Annotated in this window: 9 protein-coding genes; 4 read left to right on the top strand and 5 right to left on the bottom strand. The window is 66.1% G+C overall.

Going from position 1 to position 13622, the window contains the following annotated elements:
* Positions 1-46 precede the first annotated feature (46 nt).
* The 3 genes from AC1Z3W_RS20730 to AC1Z3W_RS20720 form a co-directional block, all read right to left on the bottom strand.
* Positions 47-1180, bottom strand: a complete 1134-nt coding sequence (locus AC1Z3W_RS20730; protein ID WP_057924715.1) for a methyltransferase — start codon at positions 1178-1180, stop codon at positions 47-49.
* 140 nt (positions 1181-1320) lie between these two features.
* Complete coding sequence (locus AC1Z3W_RS20725) at positions 1321-1653, bottom strand: YegP family protein (protein ID WP_057924716.1); 333 nt, start codon at positions 1651-1653, stop codon at positions 1321-1323.
* Positions 1654-1819: 166 nt separating this feature from the next.
* Positions 1820-2314: an LEA/WHy family protein gene (locus AC1Z3W_RS20720; RefSeq protein ID WP_057924717.1), complete on the bottom strand. Its 495-nt coding sequence runs from the start codon at positions 2312-2314 to the stop codon at positions 1820-1822.
* A 644-nt stretch (positions 2315-2958) separates the two neighbouring features.
* Here AC1Z3W_RS20720 and AC1Z3W_RS20715 point away from each other — a divergent pair.
* On the top strand, positions 2959-5127 hold the full coding sequence (locus AC1Z3W_RS20715) for a M1 family metallopeptidase (protein ID WP_057924718.1): 2169 nt from the start codon (positions 2959-2961) through the stop codon (positions 5125-5127).
* Between the two features lie 128 nt (positions 5128-5255).
* Here AC1Z3W_RS20715 and AC1Z3W_RS20710 read toward each other — a convergent pair whose 3' ends face one another.
* Positions 5256-6284 (bottom strand): transporter, encoded by a 1029-nt coding sequence (locus tag AC1Z3W_RS20710; RefSeq protein WP_057924719.1) that lies wholly within the window; start codon positions 6282-6284, stop codon positions 5256-5258.
* A gap of 182 nt (positions 6285-6466) precedes the next feature.
* Entirely contained in the window at positions 6467-7420 is a 954-nt protein-coding gene (locus AC1Z3W_RS20705) for a hypothetical protein (RefSeq protein WP_057924720.1), read from the bottom strand.
* 121 nt (positions 7421-7541) lie between these two features.
* On the opposite strand from AC1Z3W_RS20705, the gene AC1Z3W_RS20700 reads away from it, so the two are divergent.
* From AC1Z3W_RS20700 to tagF, 3 genes are all read left to right on the top strand, one after another.
* Entirely contained in the window at positions 7542-8387 is an 846-nt protein-coding gene (locus AC1Z3W_RS20700) for a M15 family metallopeptidase (RefSeq protein ID WP_057924721.1), read from the top strand.
* Positions 8388-8688: 301 nt separating this feature from the next.
* On the top strand, positions 8689-12633 hold the full coding sequence (tssM, locus tag AC1Z3W_RS20695) for a type VI secretion system membrane subunit TssM (RefSeq protein WP_124834968.1): 3945 nt from the start codon (positions 8689-8691) through the stop codon (positions 12631-12633).
* Positions 12630-13619, top strand: coding sequence for a type VI secretion system-associated protein TagF (tagF, locus tag AC1Z3W_RS20690; RefSeq protein ID WP_057924723.1), 990 nt, complete (start codon positions 12630-12632; stop codon positions 13617-13619). The genes tssM and tagF overlap by 4 nt, the downstream gene beginning before the upstream one ends.
* The last annotated feature ends 3 nt before the right edge of the window (positions 13620-13622 follow it).

Below are 13622 nucleotides of genomic sequence, written 5' to 3'. Positions count from 1 at the left end.
GACGGGAATTCGTGAGGAATGGCGACAGTTTACCGAAAATGCGCGATCAGGCCCGCGCGCCGAGTCGCCAGAGCGACGTGACCTCGGCGCGGCGGGCCGCGTGCAGCGGATCGTCAGCGTCGGCCGACTTCGGGTGCGCGGGACGGATGTCTTCGCGGCCGAGCACGACGAGACCGGCTTCCTCGATCCATTGCAGCAGCGTGTCGCGCGGCCGCAGGCCGAGATGCTCGGCGAAATCGGACAGGATCAGCCAGCCTTCGCCGCCCGGTTCGAGATGGTCGGCAAGCCCGGCGAGGAAACCGCGCAGCATGCGGCTGTCGGGATCGTAGACCGCGTATTCGATCGGCGCGCTCGGACGCGCCGGCACCCACGGCGGGTTGCAGACGACGAGCGGCGCGCGGCCGGCCGGAAACAGGTCGGCTTCGACGACGTCGACGCGATCGGCATGGCCGAGCCGCGCGACGTTCTCGCGTGCGCATGCGAGCGCACGCGGATCCTGGTCGGTCGCGACGATGCGCTCGACGCCGCGTGATGCGAGCACGGCCGCCAGCACGCCGGTGCCCGTACCGATGTCGAACGCGAGCGACGTCGCCGGCAGCGGCGCGCGCGCGACGAGTTCGACATATTCGCCGCGCACCGGCGAGAACACGCCGTAATGCGGATGGATCGGCGCGCCGCCGAGCGCCGGAATCGGTACGCCCTTCTTGCGCCATTCGTGCGCGCCGACGAGGCCGAGCAGTTCGCGCAGCGACACGACCGACGGCGTGCCGCCCGGCCCGTACGCTTCCTCGCACGCTGCGCGCACGTCGGGCGCGCGGCGCAGCGGGATCGTGTAGTCGGCATCGAGCGGGATCAGCAGCATTCCGAGCGTACGGGCGCGCTGCGATTGCGCGAGACGGTGCAGGTTGAATGCGTCGACGCCCACCGCGGCCTTCACCTTCTTCGGTTTGCGTTCGACGCGGCGCGCCATCGCCTGCACGAGCTGGCGCGCATTCTGGAAGTCGCCCTGCCAGACGAGTGCCGTGCCCTCGCACGCGAGGCGATACGCCGCGTCGGCGGTGAGACGGTCGTCGGCGGGCACGGCACGCTTGGGCGGCTGCACGCCGGCTTCGGAGCGCCAGCGCACGGCATGTTCGGCGCCGTCGGCGTCGGTCCAGTGGAAAACGGGGAAATCGGTCACGCGAGCTCGGCTACGGTTGGCTTCAGACAGGCGGCACTACGGGAGTGCGCCGCGCGGACCACACCATACCGCGCTTTGCCCACGCGGCAAAGCGCGGGCGACCGCCCTGGCCGCCACACGCGGGGGATGCTCGCGGCGTGTCAGCTCTGGTCGTCGAGCGCCGCGTCCGGCGCGTTCTGCTTCACCGACGCGATGCCGTTCTCGCGGCCCGCTTCGGCCTGGTACAGCTCGCTCGTGCCGATGATCTCGTGGTTGCCGGCCTTCAGGTTGAACATGAACTGGCCGTTGGTCGCGGTCTTGCGCTCGTAGCGCGCGTCGTCCGGCGCGTTCTTGCGCACCGACGCGACGCCGTTTTCCGCCGACGCCCTGGTCTTGTACAGCTCGCTGCGCAGAATGATCTCGCCGTTGGCGGCCTTCAGGTGGAACAGGAACTGCCCGTCGCTCGCTTTCTTGATGACGAATTTCGCTGCCATGATGACCCTCTCGGAAAAGTCGTCCGGCCCTCCGGACCGAGGCAGTCTAAACGCGATTGCAACGCAAGACGTAAGACACGCGAAATTCGATCGTCAGGAATCGTCAGACGGCGTTGCGATCGCGCCGCATCATCCAGCCTGGCATCCGGCATCGCGCAGGCATCGTCTACCCGCCCCACCCCGGCGTCGCCGGCATGCGCAACGTGCCCACATCGCGAAAATGCACGGTGCCGAGCGCGCCACCCGCGAGCCGGCCACGCAACGCGTACGGCAACTCGCCGCTGGCCGCCGCGCCGGGCAGGTTCCACGCCTGCCGCGCGGCGGCGAACGCCGATACCGAAACGGGCACGTCGATCACGGCCTCGCCGAAGCGCGGCACGACGCCCGAGCGATCGCTGACGCCGCTCGCGAACGGCGTGCCGTTCAACTCGAGCGCGACCGAAATGCCGTCGTATTCGATCGGCGTGTCGTTCGGGTTCTGCACGCGCAGCTTCAGGCTGAAGCGCATCTCGAGGCCCTGTCCGGCCAGCGGGTCGAGCCCGGCGACGGACACGCTCACGGGCTCGCGCATCAGGCCCGCGCAACCGCCGAGCATAAGCACGGCGGCGAACAGCAGCAGCATCGCGCGCAGCGGCGCGATACGAAACAGGGCTCGTGGCATGGGCTGGCCTCCTTGCGGCAATCGATCGACAAGTCGTCGATGCATTGTACCGAGCGCGCGTCGCGACACCCTGATTCGTAGTTTTCGCGCATCGCCAAGATCGTTAATAGATTAAAACTACGGAAATGAACAGCTAAACGGAAAGTGAATTAATGCCTTCCGGCATTCACTGTCACACGAAAAACCCAATCGAATCATTTTCTAATTTTTTCGTTTCCTTTACCCAAAACCATCAAGTATATTTACGCATCCTTCGAGCAGGCCGACAAACCTTGATGCCGCATGACGGCGATTTTACGGAACGGCGACACGCCGTCCTTCCGTCCTGCGGCCTGGTACGGCCAGCCCCGTGGGTCGTCGGTTCAAAGGGAATGCACGCCCGCGCAGGGCGGGCGGCCCCGTGTCGTGCGCGCGAAATCAATTCAGTACAACACGCGCCCGGCCATTTTGAACCGGCAAGTTAACCGACATCCGGAAACACAGAGGGGGCAGTAAACCATGATTACCTTCACGTAGTCGGCCAGCCGTCTTTTCGAATAATCCGTCACTTGCATTTCTCGTCGCTATTGATTAACGGCGAGGGATTGCTTTTGCCGGCGTTTTCGCAGCACTGAACGACTCTTTCAACAATCGAGGTTTCAGTCATGTCGATCAACATTCACAAGATGCGTTATCTGCCGCTGGTTGCCGCACTCGCACTCGCCGGGTGCGGCGGCGACGACGGCGGCATGGGCTCGGCTTCCGCACTCAGTTCCGCCGGCGCGCCGCATTCGAGCTCGTCGCCCGCCGCCAACACGCCGCCGAGCGCGTCCAACGTCGACAAGAGCGTGTCGCCTGTCGAACTGCCGGACACCGTGGTACCGGTCAACTACCGCCTGTGGTTCCGCCCGAACGACGCGCTGAACGCGTTCGACGGGCGCGCCGATGTCGAAATCAAGGTGCTGAAACCGGTCAACAATATCGTGATCGCCGGTCACCGGATCAAGTTCACGAACGGCCGCATCACGCTGCAGCCGGGCAACATCCAGCTGATCGCGACGCCGCAGGACAAGGGCGACTTCTACCAGCTGCGCCCGGTGGCCGGCACGATCTCGCCGGGCAACTATTCGCTGCACATGGAATGGTCGGGCATCATCAACTTCAAGTCGTACGACGATCCGGTCAACCACACCGGCGGCAGCTGCGGCGACGATCCGTATCCGGGCTGCTCGGCCGCCGAAGGCGTGTTCCGCGTCGACCTGAAGAGCACCGACGGCACGACGAGCGGCGCGATCCTCACGCAGGGCGAAACCAACCTGGCGCGCCAGTGGTTCCCGGGCTGGGACGAGCCGGCGTTCCGTCCGACCTATGAAGTGACGGCCGAAGTGCCGCAGAACTGGCGCGTCGTATCGAACGCGGCCGAGAAGCCGTCGACCAACGTCGGCGGCGGCTACAAGCTCGTGCAGTTCGAGAAGACGCCGCCAATGCCGTCGTACCTGCTGTTCTTCGGCGGCGGCATGTTCGACACCTACGAGGACGATTTCTCGAGCCCGCTGCCGGGCAGCAAGGGCGGCCTGCACCTGCGCGTGTTCACGCCACCGGGCATGAGCGACTGGGCGAAGCCGGCGATGGACCGCACCAAGCAGGCGCTCGACTTCTACTACCGCTACACGGGCATTCCGCTGCCGCTCACGAAATTCGATACGGTCGCCGCGAACGACGCGTTCAAGGAGCAGAAGGACCTGAACTTCGGCGGGATGGAGAACTGGGGATCGATCCTCGAATTCGCGGACGACATCCTGCCGCAGCCAGGCCAGCCGATGTCGCGTTACGGTAACGAGGTGCTGACGCACGAAGTCGCGCACCAGTGGTTCGGAGACCTCGTCACGACCGACTGGTGGGACAACGTCTGGCTCAACGAGTCGTTCGCGACGTTCTTCGAGACGAAGACGACGATCCAGTTCTTCCCTGACGAGTTCAGCTGGCTCGACCAGGTGAAGAACAAGTACCGCGTGATCAATCGCGACATCGGCCCGAACGCGTTCCCGGTCGCGCCGAACTTCAACGACTGGGCGTCGAACGACTTCGTGCTGAGCGCGAGCGCGTTCACGTACGACAAGGGCGGCCATGTGCTGAAGACGCTCGAGAACTATCTCGGCGAGCAGACGCTGCGCCACGGCCTGCAGCAGTACCTGGTCGACTACTCGTTCGGCAACGGCACGCCGAAGCGTCTGTGGGACGCGCTGTCGAAGGCGAGCGGCCAGCCGGTCGGCCCGATCGGCGACAGCTACGTGCGCCAGACGGGCGTGCCGCTGATCTCGCTCGACACGCAGTGCGACATGACGAAGAACCAGACCGTCGTCACGCTGAAACAGCAGCCGTTCCCGAACACGAACGCGTATCCGGGCCTGCAGTGGACGGTACCGATCACGCTCGCGTACGGCCAGGGTCTCGCGAAACACACGACGCTCGCGCTGAAGGATACGCAGGCGCAGACGCGGATCGACGGCTGCACGGGGGTGGTCGCGGATCCGAGCGGTCTCGACTACTACGTCGTGAACTACAGCGACGCCGCGTGGAGCGGCCTGCTCACGCAGGTCAACAGCTCGACCGATCCGGTGCTGCTCGCGAACCTGAAGAGCGAGGCCGCGCTGCTCGTCGCGAACAACCTCGCCCCGGCTTCGCGTTCGACGTCGATCGGCTCGGTCGCTTCGCCGGCCGCGATGAAGCTGCGCCAGACGCCGAGCTTCGGCGGCATCGCGCCGACGGTGAAGGAACGTCCGTCGCTGCGCTACCAGGGCATGTTCAAGCCGCGCAAGACGCTGGTTCAGTAACAGGGTCCGGCCGGCCGGTGCCGTGCGGTACGCGGCGCCGGCCGGTGTTCAAACCTTCACGTCCTTCGGCAGGCCTCGCATGCGGGGCCTGTTTTTTTGCCGTTCGCGCAGCATCCGCAAAGGCATGGCTAGCGATCGTCGCGCCGGCGAAACGCCCACCACGCGGCAAGCGCGGTGAAGCCCGCGACCAGCAGCACCATCAGCCAGAAGCCGTGCTTGTTCTCGGAGAACGGCACGCCGCCGACGTTCATCCCGAAGAAACCCGCGACGATGTTGATCGGCAGTGCGATCACGGTCACGAGCGTCAGCGTGAAGAGCGTCCGGTTGTTCTGCTCGTCGAGCCGCGAGCCGATCTCTTCCTGCAACAGCTTGATCCGCTCGTTGAGCCCCGACAGGTCGGCCAGCACCAGCGAGAACTCTTCGGTCGACTCGCGCAGCTCCTGCACGTCTTCGGGATGCAGCCACGCGGGCGGCTTCGCGAGCAGCCGGAAGATCGACCCGGGCTCGGGTGCCAGCATGCGCTGCAGCCGCGTCAGCGTGCGGCGCATCGCACCGAGCTCGATGCGGTTCGACGTGAGCCGCTGCGACAGGAAGCGATCCTCGATGCGATCGACGTCGACACTCGTGCGCCGCATGATCTGGATCAGCAGGTCGGCCTGGTCGCGCAGCAGGTGCACGAGCAATTCGGCCGGCGACCGGAACCGCTCGCCGTCGCGCACGCAGGCGCGCAGCGTGTCGACCGAGCGCAGCGGCTTGAGCCGCGCGGTGACCATGATGCGTCGCTCGACGTGAACGAACAGCGTCGCGATTTCCGACGGCGTCAGTTCGAGGTTGAACATCACGTCGTTGACGATCGCGCGCAACGCACCGTCCTCCTGCTCGATGCGCGTCGAGCGCGACCCTTCGTGCAGGAACTCGAAGAAGCTGTCGGGCAAGCCGAGGTGCGTGCGCATCCAGCGCTCGCTCGCGCCGTGCGCGAGATTGAAGTGCAGCCAGACGAAATCGTCCGATGCGGCCGCCTCGCGCTCGCGGCACGCGCGCAGCCACGCGGCGGCCGCGTCGGCATCGAGCATCGCGCCCGATCCGCCCGGGATGAAGCGGAATCCGCACACCATGCCGGACGTATCGGCGCCGTAAGTCTGTACGATCAGGTCCATCGTGTCGAAGGTCGTGCGGCGCGCGCCGCGCCGGGAAATGAAAGGAAACGTATGCCCGACGCATGTGTCGCTCTCGTGACACTGTCACATGCGGCCGTCCGTGCGCCACACGGCCCCAAAAGCAACGCGCCGCCCGGATGGGCGGCGCATGTGCGACGAGCGGGTCGGCGTGAAGCCGTCGATTACTGCCGCGTCTCCGACTGCGCGGCGGTCGGGCATGCCGGATCCTTGCCCCAGTGGCCGTCGCAGACGCGCCAGCGGCACAGCTGATCCTCGAAGAAGCCGCGTTCCGAGCAATCCTTCACGCGCGATGCGAGCGAACCGCCCGTCGTGGCGGCCGTCTTGGTCGGCACGACTTGCCCCTTCTGCGCGGCGGCCTTCTTGTCGGCCGGCTTCGTACGTGCGACGAGCGCGGCGAGCAGGTCCGCATCCGGATCGTCCTTCCCGGACGCCTTCCCGCTCGCGGTGCGGGTCGTCGCATCGCGACGCTTCTTCGCCTGCGCGAGCTCCGCCTGCTGTTCCTTATGAGACTTGCGGGCTTCCGCCTTCGCTTCCGCCTTCGCATCGGTCTTGCTGCGTGCGGCGACCTTGTCGCCCTTCGCGGTATCGGCCTTCGCCGTTTTCGTCGCCGCTGCTGCGGCGGCCGTCGCGGCAACGGCGCCTGCCGTGGCTGCGCCCGATGCATCGTCGGCACCGTTCGCGAGCGCGCGCGACAAGCGGCTGCTGTCCGCACCCGATGCGGACGCAACGGTCTGGGATGCCGCATCGTCATTGACGATCGTCGCCGGTTGCGCGGCGGGCGTGGCCGACGCTGCATTCTGCGCGACCTGCACGGCGGCGCCGCTGGCTGCCTCGGCTTTCGCGGGTGCCTGCGCGGGCGCAGCGGCCACGACGGCCTGCTCGCCCGATTGCTGCTGCCAGCGCCAGGCGCCCCAGCCGCCGACGGCGACCACCAGCGCGACGACGGCCGCGATCGGCCCCTTCAGCGAACGGCGCGGCGCTTCGGCTGGCGGCGTGACACGTCCTTCCAGATTCGCGAGAATGCGCGACTGCTGAGGTCCACCCTCGCCTGCCGGTTTGGTATCGGACAACAGGCTGGGCGGGGTTTTCGAATTTGAATTTTCCGGCGCACTCATTCAGCGTCTCATTGAATCCTGGTTTAATTCACCGCGATAATATAGCCCGGCCTCTCAAAGCAGCCTGATTCTAAGAGCAAGCATTGCAAAACACAATCAATTCCAATTTCCGGGGATTTCATTGATTGCCGTCGCACTCGTCGCCTATTTCGCCCTTGCCGTCGCGGTTGCGGCACTGTTGCTTTTACCGGGTATCCGGGCGACCGTTTTCGAAACCGTCGCCCAGTTTCACGGCCGCCTGACGCGCCGTGCGAACGATCGCGCCGCACGCACGCGAAGTCAAATTGTTAAATCGGCAACCGTTACGCGCGGCGCATTAAGTGATGTGCAAAATTTACTGATTCGGCGACGCTTGATGATTATGGTGTCGGCAGGTATTCTTGCGACGCCGCCATTGGTGGCCATTGCGTTACGCGGTCGGCAATTGTTTCAATACGACGACACGGCGCGCGTGCCCGACGAGAAGATCGCTGCGCTGCTGCAAGGCGAACAACTCGTGCCGCCGCCACCGTTGCCGCCGGAAGTCTTTGCCACGAAGGAAGTCGAACAGGTGCGGCCGGCGCTCAAGGATGCGAGCCGCGACTGGAACCTGCTGGATCCCGATTTCCGTACGCGTTTGCTGCTGGTCTATAAGATCATGCACGAACAATATGGTTACGAAATGGCGCTGCTGGAAGGTTATCGGAGTCCGGAACGGCAGAACCGGCTCGCGCAGATGGGCACCAATGTGACCAATGCGGCGGCTTTCCAGAGTTATCACCAGTTCGGGTTGGCGGCCGACAACGCGTTTCTGCGCGACGGCAAGCTGGTCATTTCCGAGAAAGATCCCTGGGCGATGCGCGGCTACCAGTTGTACGGACAGGTTGCCGAGCAGGTCGGCCTGACCTGGGGAGGCCGATGGAAAATGATGGATCTCGGGCACGTGGAATACCATAAACCCGGTTTTAAACTGGGACGCGGCAGCTAGTCAGGGCTGCCGGACAAGAAATAATGAGGGCGGCATGGGGCTTTTTAATCACCCGGCAGGAAACGATTTGGGCGGCGCAATCGATCGGGCATTCCGTTGCGCGATTTTTTCAGGCCGCCGCTTCCGTTTTAATTCTCACAGCGTCCTTTCATTATTGCGCGCGCCTTCTCCGATGCCGCGGGCGCATTGATGCCAGCCCCCTTCATCCCGTTTGACAGCATGGCGACACATCGCAGCGCCACTCTTGCCGCTCGGCGCGCCTGCGTCGCCTCACTGAATCGCCCCGGAACCTGAACGTCCTATGCAACGCATCCTCAACGTGCTGACTCATCCGCGTACGCTCTCGATTGTCGGGATCGTCGCGCTAGCGGCGATTCTCTTCATCGTCGCCGACATGCTGCAGTTGCCGCTCCTGTGGGCGGCGGTCGCCTTCGCGGCGATCCTCGTGCTGTGGCTCGGCGTCGCGTTGTGGCGCCGCTGGCGAGTGAAGCGCGCGAACCAGCAGCTCGGCCAGGTGCTGGAAGAGCAGGCGGAAACCGGCAAGATCGCCGCGCCGGCCGCGGCCGCGCTCGCGCCCGACACGAAGACCGCCGACCTCGACGTGCTGCGCACGCGCCTGTCGGATGCGGTGAAGACGATCAAGACGTCGAAGATCGGCCAGGTGTCGGGCGGCTCCGCGCTGTACGAACTGCCGTGGTACATCGTGATCGGCAACCCGGCCGCGGGCAAGAGCAGCGCCGTGCTGAACTCGGGCCTGCAGTTTCCGTTCGCGGACAAGAACAGCGCCGTGATCCACGGCATCGGCGGCACGCGCAACTGCGACTGGTTCTTCACGACCGAAGGGATCCTGCTCGATACGGCCGGCCGCTACTCGGTGCACGAGGAAGACCGCAGCGAATGGCTCGGCTTTCTCGGCCTGCTGAAGCGCTACCGTCCGAAGGCACCGATCAACGGCATCATCGTCACCGCGAGCATCGCCGAACTCACCGGCAACCGCCCCGAATTCGCGATCAATCTCGCGAAAAACCTCCGCCAGCGCGTTCAGGAGCTGACGGAGAAGCTCGAGGTGTTCGCGCCGGTCTACGTGATGTTCACGAAGGCCGACCTGATCACCGGCTTCACCGAATTCTTCAGCAGCAGCGACAAGCACGAATACGACCGCGTGTGGGGCGCCACCCTGCCCTACGAGCCCGACGACAAGCGCGATGTCGTGGCACAGTTCGACACGCACTTCGAGGAACTCTACGAAGGGCTGAAGGAGATCAGCGTCGCGCAGCTGTCGCTGTCGCGCGGCAACCAGCTGTCGCCGGGTCAGCTGAGCTTCCCGCTCGAATTCTCGACGATCAAGCCGTCGCTGCGCGCATTCCTCGCGACGCTGTTCGAGAACAACCCGTTCCAGTACAAGCCGATCTTCCGCGGCTTCTATTTCACCAGCGCACTGCAGGAAGGCGAAACCAACAGCGCGGCCGCGCAGCGCATCGCGCACCGCTTCGGCCTCGACGCGAGTGCGCTGCCGAAACCGCACAGCGCGTTCTCGAAGAACGGCTTCTTCCTGCGCGACCTGTTCTCGAAGGTGATCTTCGCCGACCGCCAGACCGTACGTCAGTTCGCGAGCCCGACCAAGACCCGGCTGCGCTACGCGACCTTCTTCGGCTTCGTCGCGGCGCTCGCGCTGGCGCTCGGCGGCTGGACCTGGTCGACGATCGGCAACCAGCAGCTCGTCGCGAACGTGCAGGCCGACCTCGACAACGTCACGCGCCTGCAGCAGGGCCGCAACGACCTGCAGTCGCGCCTGCAGGCGATGGACATTCTCGAAGACCGGATCGAACAGCTCGAGCAGTTCCGCCGCGACAAGCCGGTGTCGGTGTCGCTCGGCCTGTACCAGGGCGACCGTCTCGAGCAGCACCTGCTGACCGAGTACTACAACGGCGTGCGCCAGATCCTGCTGGCACCGGTCTCGCAGAACCTCGCGTCGTTCATGAAGGACGTGAACGCGCACCCCGAACAGCTCGTGCCGATGACGCGCCCGCCCGAATCGGGTGCCGTGCAGGGCGGCACGCTGCCGGTCTCGACGAACCCGCCGGGCGCCGCACCGTTGGCCGGCGCCGCGCAAGGCGCATCCGCCGCGACGGCCGCGGCGCCGCAGCAGCAGCCGGCCGCACCGCAGGGCGGGCTGTACAGCGACGCGTCGCCGACCAACGTGCAGGACGCGTACAACGCGCTGAAGACCTACCTGATGCTGTCCGACAAGCGTCACGTCGAACAGGCGCACCTGACCGACCAGCTCGCACGCTTCTGGCGCGGCTGGCTCGAGACGAATCGCGGCAACATGCCGCGCGACGAGATGATCAAGAGCGCCGAGCGCATGATCTCGTTCTATCTGTCGCGCGTGAACGACGACGACTGGCCGATGATCGACGCGAACCTCGCACTGGTCGACCAGACCCGCGAGAACCTGCGCCGCGTCGTGCGCGGCATGCCGGCCCGCCAGCGTGTCTACGAGGAAATCAAGGCCCGCGCGTCGACCCGCTTCGCGCCGATGACCATCGCACGCATCGTCGGCGACGGCAACCAGGGCCTGGTCGCCGGCAGCTATGCGATTCCGGGCACGTTCACGCGTGAAGCGTGGTTCGACTACGTGCAGCCGGCGATCCGCGACGCGGCGACCAAGGAGCTGCAGGCGAAGGACTGGGTGCTGAACACGTCGACGCAGGACGACCTGACGCTGGAAGGCAGCCCCGAGCAGATCCAGAAGACGCTCGTCGGCATGTACAAGACCGAATACGCGCAGCACTGGCAGAAGTTCATGCAGGGCATCGCGGTGCAGGGTTTCAGCAGCTTCGGCCAGGCCGTCGACGGGATGAACCGCCTCGGCGACCCGCAGGATTCGCCGATCCGCAAGATCCTCGAGACCGCGTACGACCAGACGTCGTGGGACAACCCGTCGCTCGCGAACGTGACGATCAAGAAGGCGCAGACGGGTGTCGTGAACTGGGTCAAGCAACTGTTCACGCGCTCGCCGGCCGGCCAGATGGCAGCCGCGAACATCGACATCAACGGTAATCCGGCCGAGGTGCCGATGGGTCCGATCGGCCAGGAGTTCATCGGGCTCGCGCGGATCGTCGCGACGCACGACGGCACGTCGATGCTCAAGGGTTATATGGAGTCGCTGTCGAAGGTCCGCACGCGCTTCAACGTGATCAAGAACCAGGGCGACCCCGGCCCCGGCGCGCGCCAGCTGATGCAGCAGACGCTCGACGGCAACGGCTCGGAACTCGCCGATTCGCTGAAGTTCGTCGACGAGCAGATGCTGACCGGCCTCACCGATTCGCAACGCAAGTCGCTGCGCCCGCTGCTGGTGCGCCCGCTGATGCAGGCGTTCTCGGTGGTGATCCAGCCGGCCAGCGCCGAAGTCAACAAGGTGTGGAACGCGCAGGTCTACCAGCCGTTCCAGAACTCGCTCGCGACGAAGTACCCGTTCGCCGCGAATGCGAAGGTCGAGGCCGGCGCCGGTGAAATCGCGCAGGTGTTCGGTCCGGACGGTGCGATCGCGAAGTTCGTCGGCACGACGCTGGGCCCGCTCGCGGTGCGTCGCGGCGACACGCTCGCGGCCCGCACGTGGGGCGACATGGGCATCGGCCTCACGCCCGACTTCACGAACGGCTTCGCGCGCTGGGTCGCCCCGCTCGCCGGCGGCGCCGCAGGCGGCGCGGCCGCGGCGTCCGAGCCGCAGACCGTGTTCCAGATCCTGCCGCAGCCGAGCACGGGCACGACGGAATACACGATCGCGATCGACGGCCAGCAGCTGCGCTACCGCAACACGCCGCCGCAGTGGACCAACTTCGTGTGGCCGAACCCGCAGGGTTCGCCGGGCGCGACGCTGTCCGCGACGACCTTCGACGGCCGCACGGTGCAGCTCGTCAACGAGCCGGGCCGCTACGGTCTCGAGAAGCTGATCAACTCCGCGCAGCGCAAGCGCCGCCCGGACGGCACCTTCGATCTCACATGGGTCCAGGGCAGCGTGAACGTGTCGGTGACGATGCGCATCATCAGCACGTCGCAGCCGACCAGCGGCGGCGGCGACCAGCCGCAGCAGCAGAGCCTGCGCGGCCTGCAGCTGCCGTCGTCGGTCGCCGACGCGAGCGCGGGCGCCGCGCAGAACGCGACGCAGGCCGGCACGGGCGCGCCGGCGGCCGCACAGGCCGTCGCGGCCGCCACCGCAACGAACGCACAGGGGGCGCAATGACGCAAACCGTTCAGGCACAGATCGCCTACTTCGGCAAGATTCCGTCGCGCGGCGACTTCGTGAAGAGCCCGCACAATCCGCAGTTGCTGCAGACGCTCGATCGCTGGATCGCGCAGGCGCTCGAACTGCTCGCGGAAGATCCGCGCTGGAAGATCGTCTACGAGGATGCGAAGCCGATGCATTTCGCGTTCCTCGGCTCGCGCAGCAAGCTCGCGATCGCGGGCCACATGGTCGCGAGCCACGACGTGTCGATGCGCCGCTTCCCGTTCCTCGGCGCGACCGCGCTGGAAGTCGACCGGCCGCTCGCGTTCCTCGCGCGCAGCCCGCTCGCATTCGCGCGGCTGTGGTCGCGCGTCGCCGCGCAGATGCCGCCGCTGCTCGCGAAGGAGGAGCCGCCCGGCGCGCTGCAGGCGCTCGGCGACACGCAGGTGCCGATCGACGTCGGCGGCCCCGGCACGTCGCATGACGGCACCTTCAACGACTTCATCGAACACCAGTCGCTGTACGGCCTGCAGCAGATGCTGCTCGAAAGCGGCCATCCGGTCCGGCTGCGCGGCGCGATGCTCGCGCTCGGCTCGCTCCTGCGGCCCGTGATGCAGAGCGGTTCGTCGCACATCGAGCGCGGCCTCACGCTGCCGCTGCCGGTCGATCCGTTCTATCGCAGCCTCGTCGCCGCATTCTGGCTCGAACTGATCGCACCGTTCGTCGCGCAGGCCGACTTCGAGCTCGCGATCTTCATCGGCACGATCGCCGAGCGCGAACGGCTGATCATCGGCTTCAACGGCGCGTCGTCGAAGACGCTGCTGAGCGTCGTCGACCCGCAGACCTACGCCGCCCACAACATCGACATCGACGATCCCGAGTGGATCGACGCCCATGCGCAAAACGATCATCAGATCAGCAAGCTCGTCAGCTACCTCGACCAACCGCAACTCTCGCTGCGCGTCGCCATCGACGCCTTCCGCGAAGCGTTCATCGGAGGCTGACGG

This window comes from Burkholderia sp. 10_S31, from assembly GCF_056930375.1.
This window is presented reverse-complemented; position numbering and strand designations above follow the sequence as displayed.

What these genes read in the sequence shown, in the direction of transcription:
- AC1Z3W_RS20725 (WP_057924716.1), bottom strand. Translation starts at nt 1,653, where the DNA reads ATGGCAGCGAAATTCGTCATCAAGAAAGCGAGCGACGGGCAGTTCCTG.
- AC1Z3W_RS20720 (WP_057924717.1), bottom strand. Translation starts at nt 2,314, where the DNA reads ATGCCACGAGCCCTGTTTCGTATCGCGCCGCTGCGCGCGATGCTGCTG.
- AC1Z3W_RS20715 (WP_057924718.1), top strand. Translation starts at nt 2,959, where the DNA reads ATGTCGATCAACATTCACAAGATGCGTTATCTGCCGCTGGTTGCCGCA.
- AC1Z3W_RS20710 (WP_057924719.1), bottom strand. Translation starts at nt 6,284, where the DNA reads ATGGACCTGATCGTACAGACTTACGGCGCCGATACGTCCGGCATGGTG.
- AC1Z3W_RS20705 (WP_057924720.1), bottom strand. Translation starts at nt 7,420, where the DNA reads ATGAGTGCGCCGGAAAATTCAAATTCGAAAACCCCGCCCAGCCTGTTG.
- tssM (WP_124834968.1), top strand. Translation starts at nt 8,689, where the DNA reads ATGCAACGCATCCTCAACGTGCTGACTCATCCGCGTACGCTCTCGATT.
- tagF (WP_057924723.1), top strand. Translation starts at nt 12,630, where the DNA reads ATGACGCAAACCGTTCAGGCACAGATCGCCTACTTCGGCAAGATTCCG.